This is a genomic window from Paenibacillus montanisoli, from assembly GCF_003268025.1.
Lineage (GTDB): Bacteria > Bacillota > Bacilli > Paenibacillales > Paenibacillaceae > Paenibacillus_Z > Paenibacillus_Z montanisoli.
This window is the reverse complement of the sequence record NZ_QLUW01000001.1, coordinates 1,361,795-1,384,914: the sequence shown is the minus strand read 5'-3', so window position 1 is coordinate 1,384,914 and position 23,120 is coordinate 1,361,795. Positions and strand designations below refer to the sequence as shown.

General features: G+C 55.6%; 16 protein-coding genes and 1 tRNA gene. 2 read left to right on the top strand and 15 right to left on the bottom strand.

Translation table 11 applies throughout. The features are described 5' to 3' along the window. Window positions 1-9 precede the first annotated feature (9 nt). The 12 genes from DL346_RS06115 to DL346_RS06060 form a co-directional block, all read right to left on the bottom strand. Window positions 10-915 carry a carbohydrate ABC transporter permease gene (locus DL346_RS06115; RefSeq protein WP_338066289.1) on the bottom strand — a complete coding sequence of 302 codons (906 nt, stop codon included), beginning with the start codon at window positions 913-915 and terminating at the stop codon, window positions 10-12. Beyond that, complete coding sequence (locus tag DL346_RS06110; RefSeq protein WP_112881144.1) at window positions 908-3,505, bottom strand: DUF5696 domain-containing protein; 2,598 nt, start codon at window positions 3,503-3,505, stop codon at window positions 908-910. The genes DL346_RS06115 and DL346_RS06110 overlap by 8 nt, the downstream gene beginning before the upstream one ends. Window positions 3,506-3,548: 43 nt before the next feature. Continuing rightward, the gene (locus DL346_RS06105) at window positions 3,549-5,618 is read right to left on the bottom strand and encodes a YIP1 family protein (RefSeq protein ID WP_240633044.1); all 2,070 of its coding nucleotides are present in this window, start codon (window positions 5,616-5,618) and stop codon (window positions 3,549-3,551) included. A gap of 19 nt (window positions 5,619-5,637) precedes the next feature. Beyond that, complete coding sequence (locus DL346_RS06100) at window positions 5,638-6,492, bottom strand: carbohydrate ABC transporter permease (protein ID WP_112881807.1); 855 nt, start codon at window positions 6,490-6,492, stop codon at window positions 5,638-5,640. A gap of 22 nt (window positions 6,493-6,514) precedes the next feature. Then, window positions 6,515-7,432 carry a carbohydrate ABC transporter permease gene (locus tag DL346_RS06095; protein ID WP_240633043.1) on the bottom strand — a complete coding sequence of 306 codons (918 nt, stop codon included), beginning with the start codon at window positions 7,430-7,432 and terminating at the stop codon, window positions 6,515-6,517. Window positions 7,433-7,443: 11 nt separating this feature from the next. Beyond that, window positions 7,444-10,395, bottom strand: coding sequence for an extracellular solute-binding protein (locus tag DL346_RS06090; protein ID WP_112881142.1), 2,952 nt, complete (start codon window positions 10,393-10,395; stop codon window positions 7,444-7,446). Window positions 10,396-10,489: 94 nt separating this feature from the next. Further along, window positions 10,490-11,920 carry an ABC transporter substrate-binding protein gene (locus tag DL346_RS06085; RefSeq protein ID WP_112881141.1) on the bottom strand — a complete coding sequence of 477 codons (1,431 nt, stop codon included), beginning with the start codon at window positions 11,918-11,920 and terminating at the stop codon, window positions 10,490-10,492. Window positions 11,921-13,125: 1,205 nt separating this feature from the next. Further along, window positions 13,126-13,212 (bottom strand) — tRNA-Leu (locus DL346_RS06080). A gap of 140 nt (window positions 13,213-13,352) precedes the next feature. Further along, window positions 13,353-13,712: a TFIIB-type zinc ribbon-containing protein gene (locus DL346_RS06075; protein WP_112881140.1), complete on the bottom strand. Its 360-nt coding sequence runs from the start codon at window positions 13,710-13,712 to the stop codon at window positions 13,353-13,355. A gap of 74 nt (window positions 13,713-13,786) precedes the next feature. Further along, window positions 13,787-13,996 (bottom strand): hypothetical protein, encoded by a 210-nt coding sequence (locus DL346_RS06070; RefSeq protein WP_112881139.1) that lies wholly within the window; start codon window positions 13,994-13,996, stop codon window positions 13,787-13,789. A gap of 82 nt (window positions 13,997-14,078) precedes the next feature. Beyond that, window positions 14,079-14,399, bottom strand: a complete 321-nt coding sequence (locus DL346_RS06065; RefSeq protein WP_112881138.1) for a hypothetical protein — start codon at window positions 14,397-14,399, stop codon at window positions 14,079-14,081. 90 nt (window positions 14,400-14,489) lie between these two features. Continuing rightward, window positions 14,490-15,059: a xanthine phosphoribosyltransferase gene (locus DL346_RS06060; RefSeq protein WP_112881137.1), complete on the bottom strand. Its 570-nt coding sequence runs from the start codon at window positions 15,057-15,059 to the stop codon at window positions 14,490-14,492. Between the two features lie 163 nt (window positions 15,060-15,222). On the opposite strand from DL346_RS06060, the gene DL346_RS06055 reads away from it, so the two are divergent. Further along, the gene (locus DL346_RS06055; RefSeq protein ID WP_112881136.1) at window positions 15,223-15,933 is read left to right on the top strand and encodes a hypothetical protein; all 711 of its coding nucleotides are present in this window, start codon (window positions 15,223-15,225) and stop codon (window positions 15,931-15,933) included. On the opposite strand, the gene DL346_RS06050 is transcribed toward DL346_RS06055, so the two are convergent. Further along, complete coding sequence (locus tag DL346_RS06050) at window positions 15,925-17,211, bottom strand: ArsB/NhaD family transporter (protein WP_112881135.1); 1,287 nt, start codon at window positions 17,209-17,211, stop codon at window positions 15,925-15,927. The genes DL346_RS06055 and DL346_RS06050 overlap by 9 nt on opposite strands. Before the next feature lie 131 nt (window positions 17,212-17,342). On the opposite strand from DL346_RS06050, the gene DL346_RS06045 reads away from it, so the two are divergent. Further along, the gene (locus tag DL346_RS06045; protein ID WP_240633042.1) at window positions 17,343-18,365 is read left to right on the top strand and encodes a YkvI family membrane protein; all 1,023 of its coding nucleotides are present in this window, start codon (window positions 17,343-17,345) and stop codon (window positions 18,363-18,365) included. A gap of 32 nt (window positions 18,366-18,397) precedes the next feature. On the opposite strand, the gene DL346_RS06040 is transcribed toward DL346_RS06045, so the two are convergent. Both DL346_RS06040 and DL346_RS06035 read right to left on the bottom strand, forming a co-directional pair. Further along, window positions 18,398-21,736 carry an AAA family ATPase gene (locus DL346_RS06040; protein ID WP_112881133.1) on the bottom strand — a complete coding sequence of 1,113 codons (3,339 nt, stop codon included), beginning with the start codon at window positions 21,734-21,736 and terminating at the stop codon, window positions 18,398-18,400. Then, window positions 21,733-23,112, bottom strand: a complete 1,380-nt coding sequence (locus DL346_RS06035) for a metallophosphoesterase family protein (protein WP_112881132.1) — start codon at window positions 23,110-23,112, stop codon at window positions 21,733-21,735. The genes DL346_RS06040 and DL346_RS06035 overlap by 4 nt, the downstream gene beginning before the upstream one ends. Window positions 23,113-23,120 lie beyond the last annotated feature (8 nt).

Here is a 23,120-nt window from a genome sequence, read left to right as displayed (position 1 = left end):
CCCTCCCGATTAATCATAGTAGAACACCTTCCGCGAAATCAGGCCGACGGAAATCGCGAGAATGAGGCCGACGCAAAGAAAGAATACCCACGACATCGCGGCGCTAAGCCCGAAGTCGAACACTTGGAAGGCCGTCTCCGAAATAAGCAGATTGATCTGATTGCTGCTGAACGTATCCGTGATGGAATAGACCAGGTTCGTCAATATGAGCGGCGTTACCATCGGGAACGTAATTTTCCAGAAGCTCTCGTAGCCTGTCGCGCCTTCGATCTTGGACGCTTCGTACAAGGACGGGGAGATGGACTGCAGCCCCGCCAAGAAAATAAGAATTTGCACGCCCGAGGAGCTGATGATTTCATAGATGCGGTCAACCGCTCCCGTTATATAATCGACAATGACAGGCGATAGACCCGACTCGAGCATCATCTCGCTTAGCTCAAAGCTTTGCAGCACGCCGGAGCCTTCCTCTCCATTGCCGGTACCGATCGCCCCGCCGCCGACGAAGCTGCTGATATCCATGTTGGCGATCGCGCTGGACGCTAGAATAACCGGCAGGAAGAATACGGCCCTTGCGAATGGGCGCCCTCTGAATTTTTGATTGAGCAGCACCGCCGCAAACAGGCTGAAGATGATGATGAGAGGCACGTTCACGACCATCGTGACGACGGATTCGACCAGCGTCCGCGGGAAATCCGGATTGTCCGTGAATAGGCTCGTGTAGTTGGCGAAGCCTTCATAATTGACCTCGAAGCCGCCTTCCACCATATCAAGCGAGCTTAAACTGTAGCGGAACGATTGGATGAGCGGCAGTATGAACAGCATGATCATCCCGAAGATGAGCGGGGATGCGAACAACACCCCATACCATGCATTTTTCTGCTTGAGCGTCATTGGTTTCTTGAACAAATCATTCACCGCCTACCCGGAAGCTTTCGGCGCCGATCTCGATGCCGTTCACATTCACAGCTGTTTTGTTATAGTTCACGATAATCGCGACGCCGTTCTCGAAGGTCGTTTCCACCACGCGGTCCGCGAGCGCGCGGTGCCCCGTAATGGTCTGGCTGCGGACTTCCTTCAAGACAGGATTTGCCTCACGGTACAAGCTGACGGCTTCTTCGAGCCAATCGGCATAATGGAGCGCGTACAGATCGTCATATGCGGTATCCTTTACGACCGAGGCCTCATTGTAATACCACTGGTAATAGATCGCTGAGCCTGTCTCGAGCGCTTTAAGCATGGAAATGCGCGGGTTCTGGTATTCATTTCTGTTGAAAGGAGCGCCGGCCAAGTCCGCGTACCCGTGCAGAGCGATTTGATAGAACATAACGTCTTCATCCGTAATGTTCAGCCGGTTGCTCGAAGTCGGAGCGCCTACGATCAAATCGGCATACGGAACCGTATACGCGTTACCGCCGTTAACCATAAGGGAACCGCTCTGCTGCTTGAGCTTGCCGGTCTCTTGCAGCGCAATATCGCGCGCATCCTGACGGGTGACCGGACGGTCCGGATTAAAGTCTGAATTCACTTCATTACCCATATCCCGCAGCGATACGCCGTCCGTGTCAAGCTTCTCAAAGTCGGCGATGAAATCATCCACCGTTCCCTCCAGCTTGCCGGCTGAGAGCACATAATGTGAGAATGAGGACTTGTCCTTGATATACATGACAGGATCGTACCGATAGATGGCCGCGCTGCGCCGATCCAAGAAATCCGCGCTGTTCTTGGCGCCCTTATACTTCTCCAGGAAAGCGACATCCGGATACAATCCGATCCGGTTCTGCTTCGTGTACTCGATCAGCTCCTGCAGATCCTTCTTCCCGCCAAGCGCGCCTACGGCTTCGACATCGGCCGGGGAGCTATGGCGGATCCCGCCGTTGAACCAGCCCACGTAACGCAACGCGATGTCCTCGATTCCTTGCTCCTTGAGCTGCTTGAGCAGCTTGACCGCCTCGTCATAGGTCGTTAACGATTCCGTAGCGTTGTACGGAATGCCAAGGAACGACTTTTGCTTGCGGAATGCGCCTTCGAGCTCGAGAATAAACGGGGAATTCGGCTTCGGAGCAAGCTTCTCCAGCTGATGCTTGGCGACCAGATAATCCCGGTACTCGCCTGCCATCCCGATATAGTCCGCCTTGCTTCCGGATAGGAAGCCGTACCGGACTCGCAGCTCTCCTTGGTAAGGATGTTTCTGGAACATCGGCACGGAGCTCGTCTTCGTCCCCGAGCTGAGCGTGTAGTAGTCCATCGCGACGAACTGGAACTCGGCACCTACGCTGTTGTACGAGTCGTACCGGCCGCTGATGTCCGCAAGCACGCTTGCGAGCGCGTCGCCGTTCTCAATGATGCCGAACATCGCGTGATCATTTTGCTTCATTCCGAACACAGGCAGCCGGATCGGCGTGCTGGTAAGCACCTGCTCCTTCACGTCAAACGTGCCGTCCGCCCCGTACACCGGCATTTTGTACGGCTCGGCGTTCAGCCTTTTATTATTGAGCCGGATCAGCGCCCCGGAGCCGTCAGGGACGAAGATATAGCCGTCCTTCTGCACGTCCGCCGCACCGAAATGCTTCAGCACCTGCACGGATGCGAGCGGGAATGCCGGGCTGTATCTTACTTCCTTCGTATCGATGGATACGATAAATTGATCGCCATCCAAGCTGTATTCCAAGGGGATCGTAAACTGCGCCGACTCCTCCGCGGCTTCGCCGGCAACGCCGTTCTCCTCGTTGTCCTGCGCAGCGTCTTCCTTCGTATAGCCCGCAGCCGTCAAGTAACCGGACAATTCCAGCTTGACGTTATCTTGCAGGTTCCGGACTTCGTAAACCTGCTTGTCCTCATTAAAGCGGTATTTATAAGTGACCTGCTTGCGCGTATCATCGTCCGGCAGCTTCGCCAAGATGCGTTCTTCAAACCGCTTCTTGCTGATGATCGCCGGTATATTGTCGGTGCCCCCCGCAGCTTTCCCGAATTGATAGACGACTTTCGCGCCCGTCTTCGTCGGCGTGATGACAACCTGCTTCTTGCTGACGCTGTCGTCATAGCTGTTGAGACGATTGACTTGCCCCTTCTCGTTATAGTAGGTAAGCAGCAGCTGCGAAGACAGCTCCGACTTATAGAGCGGGGAAGCAATCGGATCGTTAGCCCGCTCGGCTGGATTGGAGAACCATACGTAGCCGGTTCGCTTATCCTTCACCGCGATTTCAGCCGTTTCCCGGTTGATGAACAAAGCGAGCGACTCTGTCTCGGACAGCTGCTCCATCCCGTTTAGCGCTTCATGCTCTGCCTTCGTATTCGCGGTATGCGCTGCGGCTTCAAGACCGGCATCCAGCGAGGCAACCGACACCTCCTTAGCGGCGGCTCCTCTCACGGACCGTGCAGCTTTTGACGCTTCGATCCGATCTTCGGCGGCGTTATTTGCATCTCCGTCCGCGAAGCTGCCAGCGGCATTGATTGCCGCCAAACTGGCGCAGAGGGCCGCGATGACGACTAGTTTACGTTTAACCACAACCGTTTCCCTCCATGTCATACACGTAAATTCCGCCGGTTCGTCACTGGATCCGGAACGACATCTCCTGATAGAACGACACCGCGAAGCTGATCATTTGCTGAAGCATGCTGAAGAACAGGACACCGAGGAACAGCATAATGCCGATCACCAAAAGCGTAAGCAGCATCGTAACGACCGTCTTTCCTGCCGTATATTGGTGGACGGTCATCGTACCGACGAACAGCAGCGCGATAAACCACACAATGGCGACCGTATCGAGCAAATAGTAGAACGAGCTTTCATCCTTGGTAATCACGTTGCTGTATAACGTTTGCGGCAAGTAGATGACGACAAACGGCATAAGCGAATAACCGGCGGCCATGACAATTTCCTTGAATTTGCCTTCGCCGTCCATCAGCGTCGTTAACGACCAGTTGGCTACGCACCAGAGCAGGAACGGCAGGAGGATATACTTTAATTCATTAATGCTGTTCAGCGCGGCTGGATTGTTGAAATTGACCACGAAACCGCTGTATTGCCGCTTGATAATCGTCAACAGGACAAGCAGAAGCACGATGCCGACGGCGATTTTGATACGGCCTTTACGCTCGAACTTCATCTCCCAAAAGCCGTTGAACGGATGAATCATCGTATAGAACGGGTTTTTGAGCGCGCCGATCTCGGAGTAATAGCCGCTTGCCGCCCGTCTGCGCGCGAACCTGGTGCCTGCGTAGGCCAATCCGACAGCGGCCGCAATACAAAGCACGATGGTGCCGAAGTGGTCCATCACGATTTGCTTCCGGTAGCGCTTGAATGCTTCCGAATACTTCTCCCGGTTGTTGCCGAGCTTGAAATATTCCATTGCTGCTTTGTTGTCGCCTTGCTTCATCAGCGATTTCCCGATGCCGATATAGGCGACTTCAAAGTTGCTGTTCAGCTGCAGTACCTTTCCCCATGCTTCGCTTGACTGATCGACCTTGCCGTTATCTAGCGAAACGACAGCTTCGCGAATAAGGCTGCCGTAACGAGTCGGCTCAAGCACGGTCAACCGGTTGTTATCTTTATCCAGCACAATAACCTGCTCGCCAAGCATGCCGATTGCGGCCGGCGACCGGAATTTCCCCTGTTCGGCGCCTAATCCGCCAAACATGTAGAGCAGATTGCCGTCCTTGTCATACGTGAAGATGCGGCCGCGCTTCGAGTCGAGCGCGCTGTACATGCCGCTTACATCCTGCGTAACGTCCGCGAAGATGGAGCTGCCCGGAATGCTTCCCGTGTCCAGCGTCCGGATATCCCCTTTAGGCGGAAAATAGCCTTCGCTCCGCAAAATATCGACGCCCGAAGGATTCAGCTTCTTGATCGGCCGGCTTGAATTCTCCTCCACCGTCGTCGTGTACATGAAGCCGTCCGTATCGATGGCTATATTATTGAACTCAAGCGGAATAAACTGCTCCATTTGATCCCGCTGCTTCTTCGTCGAAATCCGTTTCCAGAACAGATCCATCGGATTGAATTTGACGCGGTTCGTGCCGACAAACCCGCTGAAGGCGCCGCCCGAATCAAACTCCATAATCCCTTCGTACGATCCGCGGCTGATGACATACAGCCGCTGCGCCTTGTCGGCGACGACCTTAATCGGCGCATATTGAAATCCTTCGCGGATAAGCGATGACTTCGGCTCGGCGATAATGCGTGTCAATGCGCCATCGGCGGCAAGCTCAACGATACGCCGATTTTGCGTATCCGCCACGAAGAGGCGGCCGTCCGCGTCCGCGAACACGCCCTCCGGCTGATTGAACGCGTCGTGATTGCTTCCGTTATCGAATCCGTCAATTACCCGCTCCACTTGAAGCTTCTTATTAAGGACAATAATTCGGCTGTTGCCCGTATCCGCGATATAAACAAGGCCTGCTTCTGATATATACAGATCCTGCGGCGCAGACATCGGTCCGATCCCCAAATCCTTCCCGTATACGACCCGTTCGGCGCGGTACGGATCCGGCGCCGGCACGGCTTCCCCCCAATACGAGTAGTTGTACCCGTCGTCCTCGGAGGCGAAAGCCGCCGGAGCGAAGATACCGGTCAAGAGGACGACCAGCATCCAGGTTACGATCGTTCGTTTGGCTGTCACAATCCGGCTCCCCCCATGCTTACTCTTTCAGCCCCGATGTCGACATCGTTTCAATGACTCTGCTTTGCGTAACGATAAAAACGATGATCGGAACGGACATCATCAGCAGCGTAACAGCCGCCACGGGCCCTGTTCTGGCGATGCCGCCGCTTGCGATTTGGCCGAAGACGGCATCCACGGTACGCAGCTGCTCGCTGTAAATATACTTGTGGCTCGTAACCGAGCCGTTCGTCCACAAGCTTTGAAGCGAGAAAATAATGAGCGTCATCCAAGCCGGTTTGACGATCGGCATGACGATTTGCCAGAAGATCCGGTATTCGGATGCGCCGTCGATCTTGGCAGCTTCGATCAGCGCATCCGGTATCTGTTCCATGAATTGCTTCATCAGATACAGCCCGAGCGTCGAGGCGAAGGCCGGAAGCAAGATGGCCCAATAGGTGTTGATCAGGCCAAGCCAAGAAATCGTCATATAGTTCGGCACCTGGGTGACGTACGGCGTGAACATCAGCGACATGACCACCAGGCTGAACAGCACGTTCCGGAAAGGAAACTTTGCCTTCGCAAGCGAGTAAGCTGCTGCCGAAGCGATAATGACATGCCCGGTCGTTCCCGTGATCGCGATAAAAAACGTATTGAACACGTAACGCGAAAACGGTACCCAGGAGTCCGAGAAAATGTTGACCAGATCGGTAAAATTTTTGAAATTCGGATTTCGCACGATGAATCTCGGCGGAAACGCGAATATTTCGTCCAGCGGCATAAACGCCCGGTTGATCGTGTACACGAGCGGAAGCGACATGAAAGCGGCGACGCCCGCAAGCAGCAGGAACAACAGAATATCGACGGACCAAGAGCGATTCAGCCTTTTTTTCATTAGAAACTTGAGTGCCAACGCCCTACTCACCTACTTTTCTAAGAAGCTTCTGCGTGATCAAATTGGTCCCCATCATAATGGCAAACAGAATCGTTGCGATGGCGGACGCGTACCCCATTTGGAAACGGATTGTCCCGTAATCGACCAAGTGGGTGACGATCGTATGCGCGGCATAGTCCACGCTAGGGAACCCGATCATATAGATCGAAATTTCCGCAACCGCGAACGCAGACGTAATCTGAATGACCGCGCCGAACATCAGTTGCGGCCGCATAGCCGGCAGCGTAATGAACCACAGTTCCTGCCAACGGTTGCGTATGCCATCGATCGCGCCGGCTTCGTACAAGGAACGGTCGACGTTTTGCAGGCCGGCGATGAAGGCAAGAAACGAAGTACCCAGGCTCAGCCACAGCTGGACGATCATCAGGATCGGCAGCATGTACCGCGGATCCTGCAGCCATTGGATCGGCTCCAGAATGAAGCCCCATTTGACCAGAAACGAGTTCATATACCCGTAGGAATCGCTGGAAAACAGCGTCTGCCAGATGAGGTACGTGTTGCCGGCAATGGATGGCGCGTACAGAATGAGCGTCAGCACCGCTCTCAGCTTCGGCGGCAGCTCGTTGATCAGCCAAGCGAACAGGAAGCATGCGATATAGCTGATCGGCCCCGTAATGAAAGCGAATAAAAACGTATTCTTGAGCGCGATGAGAAACACGTCGTCCGCAACGAACAGACGCGCGTAGTTGTCCCACCCTACCCAACGGGGCATCTCCAGCATGTTGAAATAAGTGAAGCTCAAAACAACCGACATGAATACCGGAATGACCGTAAATATGCCGAACAGGATGAAAAAGGGAGCCAACAATACGAGCGCGTGCTTGTTCTTAATCAGCTCGGCCTTTATATACCGCAATTTCTTCATGGATATGGCAGTCATTGATGATCCCCTCATTTCTCATAGGGAAGATTGAATTCTTGTCTTTTCGCGCTGATCTCATCGTTCATGGCCCGGACGTAATCTTCCATCGTTTCGCGCGGATCCGCGCCTTGCACGACCACTTTCCGGAAAGCGTTGTCGATATTGCGCCCGGTTAAGTAACCGCCCGGCACTTCCGGAATGCCCTTGGTCCATTTCATTTGCTCCATCAGCGTGTTTAAATCGCGGACAGGCCACGCAAGCTGCTGCAGCGCATCGATATTCGCCGTCGGATAACGGGCGGAGGTTCCTAGCCGTACTTCCATATCCCGTCCGAAAGCGAGCTGCGTTTCCTTGCTTGTCCACCATTTCATAAAGGCCCATGCCTCGTCCTTGTTCTTCGTATGCTCGAACATGACAGCCGCGCTGCCCCCTGCCCCGACGTCTCTGCGAACGGTGCCGTCCTTCTGCGTCGTGCCTGGAACGGGAACGAAGCCCCACAGCCCTTTAATCTCAGGCGCGTAGACGGACAGCTTGTTGTACATCGTATAATCGACGATGCCGATCGGCATCTCGCCTGTACGGAACCGGTTGGCGAAATCCGTCTGGATCGGAATCTTGTAGTTGACGTACAGGTCCGTCCATTTCTTGAATTGGCGGATTGCCGCTTCTTCATCCAAGCCGCTGGCTTGATCGCCGTCCTTGTAGAAACGGCCGTCGTTCTGATAGAGAAGCATCGCGAAGGTCGGGCTTGGCGGCAGCGTAATGATATCCGTCGTCGCGACGTCGTTGCCCTGCGCGTTAAGCCCCCGCTGCGGCAGCCCGAATTGAAGATTATGCTTCTGCAGCTCCGGAATGAGCGCGTAGACGTCATCCCAGGTTTGCGGCACCTTCAGCTTCAATTCGTCTTCAATGATATCTTTCCGGTAGAACAGCACCGGGAACGTCAGCTGCTCGGGAAGCCCGTAATATTTACCGTTATAGTTGTACGGCACCATGGCGCTTTCCGTGAACCTCGCGGCGGTCTCCTTGAAATCCTCAAAAATAGATAGGTCCTGCAGCGCATTGCGGGTCGCGAAGTTAACCGGCACTTCGTTGCCGACCTGCAGCGCCACGTCTGGGCCTTTGCCCGCAACCGTGGAAGGGAGCAAGATATCGGCGGAAACAAGCTTCAGGTTCACATGAATGCCCGTATCCCGCGTGAAATTGTCGTCTACCAGCCGTTTCAAGATTTGCGCTTGATCGCGCCCGGAAGTGACCCAGACCGTGATCGATTTCGCTCCCTGTTCATCGCCGCTGAAATCGTCGTAGTTCTCATAGAACGATGCCGCGAACGAAGCGATGCTGGATCTGAACGACTCGAGGCGCGTCGCTTCCGGGCTCGGGAGCTTCGCCCCGGGCGCCGACACGATTAAATAATCGATAGCGATCGGCTGCTCGTTAATCATTAGCATCCAGGAGCCAAGCGCGCCGACGTTGCTCTTGAACGTATCGATCCGGCTCGGCACCGTATCCGGCCGTTTCGCCATATCGGCGAGCTGGTATGCCAGCGTGTTCAGCAGCGCGGAACGGTCATTGCCTCCTACGCCCGGCGCTTGGAGCATCCGCGCGATCGCGTAGAGACGATCGCTTTCCTTGCGGAAAACATCCGTCATTTCGGGAATCCGTTTATCCAGCGCATAGTCGCGGAATTGATCCGGAACGACGCCGGTAAAGCTGATGATCTTCCGGTAGATGGCATTCAAATTCAAAATGCTGTTCTCTACCGTCCGCAGAACCGGCGCCAGCTCGCCAAGCGTCACTTCAAGCCGGATCGCGTGCTTGCCGGCCGTCAAATAAAACTGATAAGGCGTTTCCGCATTCTTGCCCAGCACCTTCATTTGCCAATCGCTGGCGTATGCGAAGCCGATTCTCTGCGCCTCTTTGAACGGAACGCTGCCGTCAATGGTGAGCGTGCGAAGCGCGGACATATCGGTCAAATAATTTTGCCGGTTCTTGAAGGCAATCTGATAAAGCCCGTCGACCGGAACTTCAACTTCCCATTCTATCCACTGGCCCGGCATGCGCCATGTCCAGCCGCCCATCGCATTGTTGCGCAGCTTCGAGGCGTGGAAAGGCTCGATGGCCGGGTCCGAGCGGTCATTGTAGGGGAGGAGCATCGGCGTCGATTTCAGCGACGAGGCTTCCCCTTGGATTTTCAAATAAGAGCCTTCTGCGGGCTTGTAGCCCTTCTCTTGATACTGCTTCGCCAATTCCTCGTAGGGTGCCGGATTTTCCGGCTTGGTCAGCTTCAAATAATCGATCACTAGCGGCTCTCTGCTGGAAGTAAGCGTAATTTCATGCTTGCCTGCACTGAAGTAGAAGAGGTACGGCTGCTCATAATAGCCTTGTGCGTCCCTAAACGCCGTCTCCTGCCACATCGGAACCTCAATCTGTTTCGGCGTTAAGTCGTTGCCGCGGTCATCGCGGTCAAACGCCGCCTTCTCGTTTTTCCAAATCCGGCTGAATACGAGGCTTCTCGCTTCGCTGAACGGCGTCTCGCCGTCGATCAGAAGCCCGCGTTCGATATCCGATTCTTTGCCCTTGACCGTGTAATATCTCATGCCGATCTGATACATGCCGCTCTGCTTAACGTCGACGGACCATGTGATCGAGCCCGTGTCGCCTGTCACCACCGCTTCACCCTGCTCGCCCTCGTAATTGCTGGCGACGGATGCATCCATTCCCGTTGCGGCTACGTAACTTTCGCCTTCAATCCGAATATCGGCGTCTTGCAGCGTTTCTCCCTTGTGCTTCGACAAGTATTCATCATAGCTCCCTTTCTTATAGGAAGCAGACAGCTTCGCAAGGCTTGCGGTATCGAGCGGCCGGTCTTCGGCGGCTGCCGGATGGCCAGAACCGCCGCCAAAGACTGAGGCTGCACCAATAACGAGCGCGACTAGGACCGCGAGAATCGAAATCGTTTTGACATAGGATCGCTTCATAGTTCCCCTCACAACAACGGACCCCTAAATCGTTCGATTATGAAGCAGCGCCGATTTAGGGGTATCCGTTCAAATTACATGAAGAATGATTGCGTTACTTCGTATCCGCTTGCAGCTTCTGGATGCCCGACTCGAATTGGCTCTTGATTTTCTCGACTGCCGTCGCAGGTGCGACTTTGCCTTCCGTAATATCCTTCAGCACGCCGTCAACCAGCTTATCCGCATCCGGAATGGCGATATAGCTGCCGCTGTAGCCGATTTTGTCGTACATTTGCGTGCGAGTATCCAGCCCATCCGGCGTGTACTGGTTCTTCCAACCTTCTACCGCAAGCTCTTTGTTCTTGCCGTGCAAGCTGATTTCATCCATGATCTTCATAGCGATTTCCGGGTGCTTGGAGTACTTGGAAACCATGTACATGTTGCCGAATGGCGTATAGGACATATAGTCGGATGCGTTAGGCGCTTTCGGGAAGAAAACATAGCCCAGCTCCGTATCCTTCATGTTGTCCTTCAAGCCGCCGAGCTCCCAGCTGAAGCCGCCGTACATGACGCTCTTGCCCGCAATAAACGCTTTGTCGTTTCCGTCCTTAGGAGCCGGCTGCAGAATCGATTTGTCGACGTTGTACATGTCCGACACCAACTGCAAGCCCTGAAGCGTGTTGGCGCTGTCCATCGCGAACTTCATGTTTCCGTTCTCGTCTTGGTCGAACGAACCTTTGTTGCCGTATACGAATTGCTCCGTGCTCACTTTCATGTCGCCGATGAAGCCGAACACGTCCGTCTTGCCGTCGCCGTCGTTATCCTTCGTTGCCGCCTTAGCTAGCTCGCGGAACTTATCCCATGTCCAGCCGCCGCTCTTCTGCAACTCGTATGGATCGTCCAAGCCCAGCTGCTGAACCAGCTTCTTGTTGTAGAAGATGCCGTACGGCGAAGGAGGGGAATCGACGAAACCGTATTGCTTGCCTTGGAAGTTGCCGCCGTTCTTCATCCATGAAATGTATTTCGGATCGCTCAGATCCAGCATGTCGTCGATCGGAAGAATGAAGTTCTTGTTTACGAGACCCGGGAACGACCAGAACAACTCCAGAACCACGACGTCCGCGAACGGATCGCCTGCAAGCGAGGTCGTTGTCAGATTCTCGACATATTTGCCGTAATCGCCGAACTTCACGAATTCAATTTTGCAGTTGTACTTTTTCTCGGCCGCCTCGATAAGCGCGATCTGCTCGTCTTCCGCCGGTCCGCGATCCTTCTCTTCAATCAGACGCGGGTCGGCGCCGTCCCACCATAAGCCGATCTTGACCGTTGCGCCTTTCAAATCCGCCGCATTTTCGGCCGGAGCCTCATCCGTAGTCGCGGCATTGTCTGTATTGGTTGCGTTCGTCGCCGCCGTGTTCGTGTTCGCCGGTGTATTTTCGCTTGCTTGATTATTCGAATCTTTCGTGCTGGAACAACCTACCATGGAAAAAGCCACAATCAACGCTGCTGCCGAGATCATCAAATTACGTGTACGAGTAATACGCATTTGTTTAGTCCTCCCCTATGAATGGAAAAAGTAAGGTTGATTCGAAACCCGTTTCTAGCCGCTTTTGTTGCTTGGCTACCTCCCCTCCAGTTGTTCCACTTTATGTAGCGTGCACATATGGTATATCCTAATTCGGTATATTAGATATACCCTTCCATTGGTTGCGTTTTCATTTTATGACTAATTTCTATTTTTGTAAAGAGTGAATATATCTTTTAACCAAATCTTTATGAGTCGACTCTAAATAATGTGAAAAAATGCCGGCCGTTATGCGTTTTCGGGAGATTTGAGTATATCTTTTTGATATGTCTTTTATATTAAATTCGGAACGTAAAAAAGACACCTCCGCCGAACTCGTGCAGAGGTGTCCTATATGGATATGACGGATTAGCAACAGCTGATGGGAAAAAGTGAAACAACAGCAAACGGCGTGCGAGTAGCACGCAAAGAAAGTCGAGACAGTCCGATGGGCCTGTCAATTCTATTGAGAGCGAACCTATAGATTCTAACGGACATGGATGTCCGTTAGTCGTTTCAGGCTAGGTCCTCGAGCCTTTCTCTACAATTTGACTATCCTTGATTAGGATAGTCAAATTGTAGAGAATCACACCATTGTTTTATTGGCGGCTTATCGAGTTTAATATGGTTGGCGAGTGCGCGGTAGCATGAGAGAGCGCCCGATAAATTCTAACGGGTGCTCCAGTGCTTATTTGTGACTAAAATACCCTTTCTTTACATCTAACGGTCGCCAGAGGCGTTATTTGGCCCATATCGGAAGAATTCGCTGCCCCAATCGCCAAATAGCCTTTCTGAGAACCGTTAGCCTTTCAAAAGGGCCATTCGAGGCTAAATAGCCTGCGTGGCAACCGTTAGCATATGCTCGTTAGCACATGGTAACTTCGATTCGCGAAGTCGTTCACGTTTGAAATCGACAAACAAGCCTGAGGTCAGCGAAACATCCGGACTCGCGATTGATCTTAACACGTCATTTTTACGAACTCCCATTTGACAAATAATGCAGCCGTTTAGGTCAAAGGCTGCCACGATGCTTCTGGGTTCCCGCCATTGGCGTACCTTTCATTTCGTTGAAGCATTGTTGCAATCTTTGTAAATGACACATGAACCATTAGCAGCAACAACATACACGAAAACAGCCAAATAAAAATAAACCCTTCGACTAAGTTCGAAGGGCTTCGTTTTAAGTATGGTGCGGTCGAGAGGACTCGAACCTCCACGGCTGTTACACCACTAGAACCTGAATCTAGCGCGTCTGCCAATTCCGCCACGACCGCATCTGGCAGATGATCCCGCGTACTAGCCGCAATCACGTTTTTTATAATATCATCCGCTCGCAGCGAAGTCAAGACAAGCCGCCGAAGTTGAAATTTTCTAACAATAGCGCGGATGCCTTGACCTCCGAAACGGGATCGGTTTATTCGAACAAATCTCCGAAAACATCAAGCATCGTCTTCTTCTTGTGCGGCTTTCCGTGCTTGCCGTGCTGGCCGTATCCATGCGAGTCATAACCATGCTGGCCGTAGCCTTTACCGGTATTATAGCCTTGATCGTGGCTGCGGTCGCGATACGGATCGTTAGGCGGGTAATTCGGGTTGGCATGGACGCTGCGCTCCAGACGCTCGTACTCATCACGAACTTCCCGTACGCCTTTCACAAGCTTGTCCAGCTCGCCCCGGTCGAGCCAAACGCCTTTGCAGTCCGGGCAAATATCGATCAGAACGCCGTCTCTCTCGACTTCTCTCATGCGCACATCCGTGCATACAGGACATTTCATTCAACCAGCCTCCAGTTCCGTTATTAGCACCTATACGAAGCCAATAGCCGAAGGTTTCATTTAATTACGACGCCTCACAGCTGCGTACGCGGCGAGTCGACCGGCTCGTACACATAGCTTCTGCTCAGTTTTACGACTCTGCGGCTGCGTTTGCGGATCACGACGGACTCCGCATCCCATGCGACAACAATACCGAACACGTCATTGGCTTCCATGCCGTCCCGGACGACGCGCAGAGCCGTTCCTTCAATTCGATACTGATCCAGTTGTTCTTCAGATATCATGTGCATACGCTCCATTCTATAAAAAAACCTCAATGACGGCGTGCACGCCGTCATTGAGGCATTTCGATATGATTGCCAGCCGTTAGCCGACATGCTCCTTGGAATCGTTCGTTTCGAACCACTCGTCAAGGACGCGGGAAGACATAACCCGGCTCGTAATGTATTCGGCCTGTTTCTCCGTAAACTGATCTCTCCAGTCCATCTCAAGCTCACTCGAGAGCTTCACGATCGTAAGAAGTTCCGACCACGCCACATAGCGTTTATACCAGAAAAACTGCGGATGCTCGATCATATAAGGGTACAAGTCATCAAAATCCGTATGCTTGCAATCAAGCGCACGTTCGAAATGGTTCTTCGCTTCCGACAATTTAGTCATTAGATAATCAGCAGATAATTGTCCCATACACTAGCGCCTCCAATCCGTCACTTACGATCATTATAAGCCAATTCTCTCATCCCGAAAAGATGAAGGAGCTGGAATTTATCAGGCAGCCTATTCAAAACGGATTTTGCCGCCTTCCAGCGAAGCGATCCGGACGAGCGACTCTACGCGGACACCTTGTTCGCGGATCGTGCGAGCCCCGGCTTGGAACGATTTTTCCACGACAACGCCAAGTCCGGCAAGCTTGGCGCCGGAGCGTTCGATAATCTTGATCAAGCCGCGCGCGGCATCGCCGTTTGCGATAATATCGTCGATAAAAAGAACCGTGTCGCTAGGCGATAAGAATTGACGGGAAACCATAATGTCCGTTACAATTCCTTTCGTGAATGACGGTACGCGTTCGCAATAAGCGTCCGGATCGGCAATGAGCGTTTTTTTCCGTCGTGCGAACACGAGCGGCACGCCGAGCGCCAGTGCGGTCGCATATGCGACTGGAATGCCGGAAGATTCAACGGTAATGACTTTCGTTATCGGCGATTCCGCATAAAGCCGCGCAAATTCTTTGCCCATTTCTTGGGTTAGCAGCGGGTCGACCTGATGATTAAGCAGAGCATCCAGCTTCAATACGTCTTGATTTAGAATAGAAGCTTCACGCAAAATGCGTTCTTTGAGCTGGTCCATTCGCTTTCCCTCCACCAAAAAAAATCTTTTCCGTTAAAGGTACCATAAGGTACGCCAAACGGCAACAACCGGCGAAAAATAGTATGCAGCGCTTGCAACTTTTTACCCTTCCCGTTTGTCTAATAGATACCGGTTTGCAAAGCGGACAAGAAGGAAGTGATTCATGATGAAAAAAATCAATATAGCCAAAAAAGCTGCCCTTACAGCCGCCGCATGTACACTGCTTGTCCTGCTTTCAAGCTGCAGGCTCGGTGTGATCGGCGCTGGCGAGACGATAATGGATCACCAGAACACGGGGCAGTCCGCCTCCTCGCTCTCCGCCGATCATTCGGACAGTCCGCAGAAATCCTATGCCGCCAACGATGACGGACAAGAAACCGCATTAATTGAGAACGCGCCTAGCGATAGCACGGCGGTGCATGATGCCAAGACGGAATCATCCTCCGGCAAAACCGGCACGAAGCAAGCAACCGCCAAGGAAGAGCTGAAATGGGACGCCAAGGCGCCAAAGCTTCACGGCATTGCCATCGGTGACGCTAAAACAGTCTTGGATATCAAACTCGGCAAGCATAGCGACAGCTATTCGATCGATGACGGAGAAGAGTCAATCGCCGTCTTAGAGTACGCAGGATTTTCCGTCGGTTATGGCCCGGACAAAAGAGTCAAATTTGTAGAAGTGTTCGAGAAGAGCGCTTCAACGGGATTGAGCGGTCTACGGGTCGGCGACAGCGAGAGTGCCGTTACGGAGGCGTTAGGCAAGCCGAGCACGCACACCTCAAGCGTGCTTGCGTATAAAGCGAACGGTGCGCTGCTCAAGCTAGACCTGGATCCTCAGAACAAACGGGTGCTCTCGATCAAGCTGTTCCTACTTTAAGATCAGCCATAGGGTCAGGAGCGAGCACAATAAGATCGGCGCAGTCAAGAGTAGTCCATACTTGGCGTATTCCCGCCAGGTCATTTCGATGCCGCCTCTTCGCAGCAGCTGCAGCCAAAGCAGCGTCGCAAGCGAACCGATCGGCGTCAGCTTAGCGCCGACCGAGGTGCCGAGCAGGCTGGCAAACGGCAAATAATGCGGGCCTATCGTCTGTTCGATCGCAAGCGAGGACACGAGCACGGCAGGCAGGTTGTTGACGGCGGCGCTTAGCAGCGAGAACAGGACGCCTGAACCAACTATGCCGAGTAACGGGCCTTGCTCCGTCATGGGCTCTAACACTCGCGGGAACCAGCTTACGGCTCCATGCAGATACATACTGTACACGATCAAATTCATCGAAAGCGCGAATACGACGATCAGCCACGGCGCTCCGCGGAGCGTCGTTTTTATGTTCCCCTGCCCAACCGCCATGCCGGCCAGCCACTGCACGGCTGCGCCGGTAAGCGCGATAGCGGCCACGGGTACGCCTATTTTCTCAGCGAGCAAATAACCGGCCATTATGGCTGCGATGATCAGCCAGGATAAGTAGAACAACCCCTTATGACTTACGGCCGAAGCCGGCTCAGGAAACGATTCAGGCGCATGGGCTCTGCCCTCTTCATTGCGTATGCTCCTGCCGAAATAACCGGCCGTCACCGTGATGGTCGCCAGGATAGCGGCAAGCCCCGGCATAAACATCGTTCTTGCATACTCCCCAAAGCTCAAATCAAAGAAGTCCGCCGTCAAAATATTCGTTAAATTGCTCATCATCAGCGGCGCGCTGGCCGTATCCGCCATCAAGCCCACGCCAAGCAGAAACGCGATCCGGCTGCGGCGCGACAGCTGAAGCAGCGCGGTCACCTCCAGCACGATCGGAATCATAATGAGAATCGTGCCGTCATTGTTGAAGAATACCGTAATGGCAGCAGCGAGCGCGCAGAGACCGATGAGCAGCCGAAGCTGCTTATGATGAAAGGTTCTGACGATATGAAGCGCGGCCCAGCGAAAAAATCCGTTCGCGTCGAGCAGCGTCGTAAATAGCATGATGCCGATTAAGGAAAAGGTTGCATTCCATACAAAACCCCAAATATAGGCCGCATCTTCAGGCGCAAGCAGCCGGGCCCCAAACAGCAGGGCTGCGCCGATAAGGGCGACGACAGCTTCGTGCACGCCTTTCGGCTTCCAAACGATCAGCGCGAGCGAAGCCGTGAAAACACTTACGGCGACTAACATAGCCATGGAAATTCATGCACCGCTTTCTGTCCAAACAGGATAATAGTCATGCCTGTCCCCGGTCGGACATACCCTATTTAGTAGGTGATTGTACGAAAGGCAGGTCATGGCGAAGTATGAAAAGAGCGAGTAAAATCATGCAAGTCGCATTTACGTACATGGGCACGGTCGTTGGGGCCGGTTTCGCGACAGGACAAGAAATATTGCAGTTTTTTACTCGGTTCGGGTTTCTGGGCGCCATCACGATCTTGATGGCCACGATGATGTTCGTGTGGCTCGGGGCCAAAATGATGCTGATTGCAAGCGACGTCCGCGCCAGATCGTACGAGGACGTCAATAAGGTGCTCTTCGGCGACCGGTTCGGAGGCTGGATCAGCCACTTTATGCTGATCGTCCTGTTCGGCGTGTGCGCGGTCATGCTGGCAGGAGCAGGAGCGATCTTCTCCGAGAATTGGAATATATCGTATCAGTCCGGCTTGCTGATCACCATATTCGGCTGCTTTCTGCTGCTGCGCAAAGGGATGAACGCGATACTGACGGTCAACTCGATCGTCGTCCCCGTCATGCTGCTCTTCACCGTCCTGATTATCATCGACACGGTTAAAACCCCGGGTTCAGAACGGTGGATGCTGCTCTCGAGCGATCATTCCCATATCTCGATCTGGGCGTCGCCCTTTCTGTATGCCGCCTTCAATCTCTCCATGGCTCAAGCGGTGCTCGTCCCGCTCGGAGCGGAAATCAAGGACCGTAAAACGATCGTCTACGGCTCCTGGATCGGCGGCATCGGGATCGGCTTTATGCTGCTGGCGGGCCACATTGCGCTGTCCGTCTATATGCCGGGCATACAGCAGTTCGAAATCCCGATGGGCGGCATTGCCAGGCAGCTTGGCCATGGCATCCAGTGGATTTATATTTTTCTGATCTTCGCCGAAATCTTCACGACGCTGATCGCCGACGTTTACGGCCTGACGCTGCAAATGCAGGAACGGCTGAAAATCTCCCGGACCCTGCTCACGATCATAACGCTTGCCGCTTGTTACATCGCAAGCCAAATCGGATTCGGCCCGCTTCTCTCCACGCTCTATCCGCTGTTTGGACTCATTAGCCTCGGCTGGCTCGCGCTGCTGATCCGGCACCGTCCGCCTGCCGGAGATTCGTGATCATCCTGATCAAGCGAGATGGTGATTCAAGTTCAAGTGAGATGAATGAGCTGTGCGTCCGGCAAGCCCGCAAGGGCTAGATCCCGCATATGGTCATGGCAGGTGAACAGCACGAGTTGACGGCGACCGGCCAGTTCGCTAAGCACTTCAATCGCCGCCTTCTGCCGGGCCAGATCGAAATTGACCAAAGGATCATCCAGCAATAACGGCAGCTCATGCGCAGCCGACGCTTCATCACCAAGCGCCAATCGCATCGCCAAATACAGCTGCTCAGCGGTTCCTCTGCTGAGCAGTTTGCTTTCCACCAGCCGGCCGTCGCTCGTTTCAAGCGCGATCCGCTGTTCTCCCTCCGGCATCGAAATCCGCATGTAACGGCCTTCGGACAAGCGGTTCATCAGCCGCGACGCCTCGCGAAGCACGCCAGGCTGCCGCTGCTCCTCCATGATCCGCTTCGTCCTGCGGATCATCGTCATCCCTAGCGACCTGGCCGCATAGCGGTGAATCAGCTGTTCCAGCGCCGCAGCCGCCTGCTCGCGCTCCATGATGAGCCTCGCCCTATCTCCGCTTTGCAGGAGCTGCTCCAACCGCTGCCGTTTGCGTCCGATGAGCTCAAGCAGCTCGCTTCGCCGCGCCTCGAGCCGCTCGAGTTCACGGCTGCAGTCCTGAAGCATCGCGGCAAGCTGATTGTCGTCGCAAGCGGCATACCATGCGGCAAGCTTCTCACGCTGTCCGCTTGTCAACCCTGCCGCCAGCTCCGCTTCCAGCTTGTACAGCTCCGATTCAATGACGGCGAGCCGTTCGGACCGCTGCAGCGCCGCCAGCCACTGGAGCTCGTTGTCCGCCTTCGCGGCGAGGTACCACCGCTGCCGCTTCTCTTCCAGCTCCGAAATGTGTTGAACTTGACGCGCTGCCTCGCGTTCGAACTCGCCCAGCCTTTCCTGCAGCTCTGCGGCTCTGACGCTAGCCGCCATGTGCCGGCCAGCTTCCGCATGCAGGCTGCTTACGGCCGCGAAGGCATCGCCATGCGCGCGGCCAGCGGCAGCGGGGAACGCTGCGGCCAGCTGCTCCGCCGCCGATTCGAAGGCGGCGATTTCCGCCTGCAGCCGGGCATGCTTGCCCGCTGCGCGGCTGTGCGCCTGCAACCGGTGCAGCGCCTGCTCGGCGAGGTCGAGCGTTTCGGCGGCCCCTTCCGGCGTTAGTTGAGGCGGAAGGCCGCATTCGGTCAGCCATTCGCGCCATCTGGCCGCGATGGCATCAGCCGCTTCGGCCGCGTGGTCCACCGCGGCGCGGGCGGCTTCTTCTTGCGCGCGCAGCCGCGCATGCCGGCGCGCGAGCTCGCCGCGGCGCTCGGCCGTGCCGGCGCGCCGGCGCAGCTCGTCCTGGCGCGCGTCAGCCGCCGCGCGCAGGCGCGCAAGCAGCCGCGCCGGCCCGGCGTCGCCGGCGCCTTCGCGCGCGGCCGCGGCCTGGCGGTACGCCGCGGCAAGCTCGGCCTGCTGCGGCCCGGGCGGCGCCTCGCGCGCGAGCAGCGCATGCAGCGCTGCCTCCGGCTCGCGCACAAGCCGGCGCACCGCGGCGGCGACGCGCTTCTCGGCGTCGGCCAGCACCGCCGCCGCCGCTGACGCTGCCATCGCACGGGCGTCCGCCTCGTGCGATGCGCCGGCGCGTCCGCGGCTCGCGCGTCCGCTGCCTCGCGCCATCGCTGCAGCGCCTGGCGCAGCCTGCCTGCGGCGCGCCCCGGCGCTGCCGGGCTTCGCGGCAAGCCGCAGCAGCGCAGGGACCGCGAACGCGGCTGCGGCAGCGCCCGCGACAGCCGCGGCGACGTGCTCGCCCGCCGCGGCCAGCGCGGCCGCGCCGGCGGCGGCCACTCCGACGGCAGCCCAGTAAACGCCGTCGCGGGCCCGCAGCGGCGATGCCTCTTCCCTGCCGCGCACCGTCGCCTCCGCCTCCTGCAGAACGCGCAGCTTCGCCAGCTCAAGCTCATGCCATACCTCTTCGAGCTGACGCATCGATAGACGCAGCGACTCCACGGAATCCGGCAGCAGCTCGAATTCGCCAGCTGCGCCGAATGCTGTCGGCCCTCTCCGATCCGCCGAATCCAGCTCCGCCAGTTGAGCCGCGGCTTCTGCTGCTTGCTGCGAAGCGGCACGCAGCTCCGCTTGAGCGGCGCTTGACGCCTTCGCTCCATCCTGCAGCGAGGACCGGAATGCCCGGACTGCCTCGCGATCAGCCACGCCGAGCGGCAAATCGCGAAGCTCCCGCTCTGTCCAGCCCGGTGAAATGCGATGCAGCAGCCGCTCGACCGCCTCCTCATGCTCGAGCAGCTCCGCTGCAAGCTCTGCCGAATGCTGCCTGGATGCGTCGATATGCTCCGCTGAGAGCAGCAGCGATTCGATTTCGGCAGCGCAGGCGATGAGCTCGTCATTATAGACCAGTTCAGTAAGCAGCCGCGAATGGTGATCCGCAGCATCGGATGTAAGCTGCCGATCGGCCCGCAAACGTTCAGCTTCGTCCACTAGCGCCTCCATTTTAACTCGGGCATCCGCGGCCAGCTTCGGCGTTGCGACTAACGTCTCCTGTTCACGCATAAGCGCCTCCCGGCTCAACCATGCTTCGCGAAGCTGAAGCGCTCGACGCAGCAGATCCGCCTTATCGCGAAGCTCAGGCAACCCCGCATCCGCCTCCGATTGCTCGGCTTCAAGATCAGCGAGAGCTATGCTCAGCTCATTGAACGCCGTAATGCCATCCTCAGCTTGGCGCAGCTGCGCTTCGATTTCTTCCAGCGTCTTGAGCAGCTTGTTCATCTGCTGCGTGCTGCCGCGCGGCCGGAACAGAAGATCAAGCTGTCCGCTCAAGAGCTTCTCCGTCTTGGCAATGGCGCTTCCGCCGTTCCAGCCAGCATGATAGAGCTGCTTGCCCAGCTCATCCCCTTCCAACATCCCGATCGCTTGCAGCTCCGATAGAGATATCGCGAATAACTCGCGAAAAAGACGCTCGCCGATGCCGCCCAGAAACTGCCGCTCCCACATCGCCTGACTCAGCGTCTCCATCCGGTCGTTCACCGGCCCGCCGCCGGCGTCTATCCGCCGTACGTTGACCTTGCCCGAAGCGCTGCTGTATCGTTCCAATACAAAATGACCGGATTGGTCCTCAAAGAACAATCGTCCGCCATGCCGGCCGCCATTTACCGGCTCAAGCCGTTCTGCCGGATTGCCTTTATTGGCAAAGCCGTAGAGCATGGCGCGAATAAAAGCCAGCAGCGTGCTCTTCCCGGCTTCATTGCTCCCGAAAATGACCGTAACGGGCGCATCCAACCGGCATTCGAGACCGCTCAGCTTCCCGAAGCCTTCCACTTGAAGACCGTTCAGCTTCATTCCGGTTCACCTTCCTGCCATGCATCATCGTGCCGGTTCTCCGCGCTCTGCCCCGTTTCGTCACGTCGCTTCTCTTCGCGTTGAGGCGCCGCATCCTCGATCAGCAGTCCTGCAGCAATCTCGCGGGCTTGCTGCAGCCACAGCTGTGCATGCTCTTCCTGAAGCGAACGGACAAGCTTGCGCAATCTTGCTTGGGCCGATAGCGGCTGCAGCGCCTCGCCCAATAGAACTTGCAGCTCGTCCACTTCCAAGGCATAGCTGCCCCGCAGAAGCTCCCCTATGAAGCTGTCCTCTTCGGACAGCACGGCCAAATCCAGCTCCGCGCCGGTTTCCGCCGCCAAGCCGCTAATCCAGCACCAAGGCGTTTCTGCCAGAGACGCCGGCCCCTCCATTTGACGGATGCGCTCCCTCAAGCCGTCAAGCAGCTCCAGCGCGAAACCGGGGTTCGTAAGCTGCCCATGCAGCTGTCCTCGGCCCTCCAAGCACACTCTCGCTACTAACGGTCTCCCTTCGCAGCGCTCCAATGCGTCCAAAGCAGTCCGCTCCAGCTCATCCATCAGCGACTGCTCTGCCGCAAGACCTTCGATTGAGACGCGCAGCGTCTCCCAGCGCACCGCATCGAGCGGGATGAACTGCAGCTTCGTCTCATGCGATGCGGATACATCGACGAGATAGCAGCCCTTCGCTCCCGTTTCCTTCGCATGTCTCCCTTGCGTATTTCCGGCATAAACGACATGCGGGTATGTATGCAGCACGGCGCGCTGATGAATATGCCCAAGCGCCCAATAATGGAATCCCGCGCCGACAAGCTCCTGCAAACTGCACGGGGCATACGGATCATGCCCGGCATGGCCGTCCACGTTGCCGTGCAGCAGCGCTATTTGGTAGACGCCTTCCATGTTCGCCGGTTTATAGCCCGATGCTAAGTTAGCGGTTACGGCCCGCGTCCCGTAAGAGATGCCATGTACATAAGCGGCCAAGCTTCCACTCCTCGTATAGGCAGGGACGCTAGACACCTTGTCCGCACCGAAGAAATGGACGGACTCCGGCCATGCCAGGTCGGCTTTGCCGCCGGACAACGGATCATGATTGCCGTGAATGACAAATAACCGCACGCCTTGGGCGTGCAGCTGCTGCCATTCGCGCTGCAGCGTAAGCTGTGCGCGAAGCGACCGGTCGGCCGTATCGTAGAGATCCCCGGAAACGACAACAAAATCAACCTTTTCCCGCAACGCCGTCTCGACCAAATTGCGAACCGCTTGAAACGTCGAGGATTGGAGCGCCTCGCGCACATGCGGGGGCGCCTCCGCCAATCCGCGGAAAGGACTGTCGACGTGCAAATCCGCCGCATGAATAAATCGAAATGAGACTCCCATGTTCCCGC

Excerpts from the sequence above, each read along its gene's own strand:
- DL346_RS06050 (WP_112881135.1), bottom strand. The coding sequence starts at position 17,211 with ATGGCTATGTTAGTCGCCGTAAGTGTTTTCACGGCTTCGCTCGCGCTG.
- DL346_RS06035 (WP_112881132.1), bottom strand. The coding sequence starts at position 23,112 with ATGGGAGTCTCATTTCGATTTATTCATGCGGCGGATTTGCACGTCGAC.
- DL346_RS06045 (WP_240633042.1), top strand. The coding sequence starts at position 17,343 with ATGCAAGTCGCATTTACGTACATGGGCACGGTCGTTGGGGCCGGTTTC.
- DL346_RS06055 (WP_112881136.1), top strand. The coding sequence starts at position 15,223 with ATGATGAAAAAAATCAATATAGCCAAAAAAGCTGCCCTTACAGCCGCC.
- DL346_RS06040 (WP_112881133.1), bottom strand. The coding sequence starts at position 21,736 with ATGAAGCTGAACGGTCTTCAAGTGGAAGGCTTCGGGAAGCTGAGCGGT.
- DL346_RS06095 (WP_240633043.1), bottom strand. The coding sequence starts at position 7,432 with ATGACTGCCATATCCATGAAGAAATTGCGGTATATAAAGGCCGAGCTG.
- DL346_RS06065 (WP_112881138.1), bottom strand. The coding sequence starts at position 14,399 with ATGGGACAATTATCTGCTGATTATCTAATGACTAAATTGTCGGAAGCG.
- DL346_RS06100 (WP_112881807.1), bottom strand. The coding sequence starts at position 6,492 with ATGAAAAAAAGGCTGAATCGCTCTTGGTCCGTCGATATTCTGTTGTTC.
- DL346_RS06085 (WP_112881141.1), bottom strand. The coding sequence starts at position 11,920 with ATGCGTATTACTCGTACACGTAATTTGATGATCTCGGCAGCAGCGTTG.
- DL346_RS06060 (WP_112881137.1), bottom strand. The coding sequence starts at position 15,059 with ATGGACCAGCTCAAAGAACGCATTTTGCGTGAAGCTTCTATTCTAAAT.
- DL346_RS06075 (WP_112881140.1), bottom strand. The coding sequence starts at position 13,712 with ATGAAATGTCCTGTATGCACGGATGTGCGCATGAGAGAAGTCGAGAGA.
- DL346_RS06090 (WP_112881142.1), bottom strand. The coding sequence starts at position 10,395 with ATGAAGCGATCCTATGTCAAAACGATTTCGATTCTCGCGGTCCTAGTC.
- DL346_RS06070 (WP_112881139.1), bottom strand. The coding sequence starts at position 13,996 with ATGATATCTGAAGAACAACTGGATCAGTATCGAATTGAAGGAACGGCT.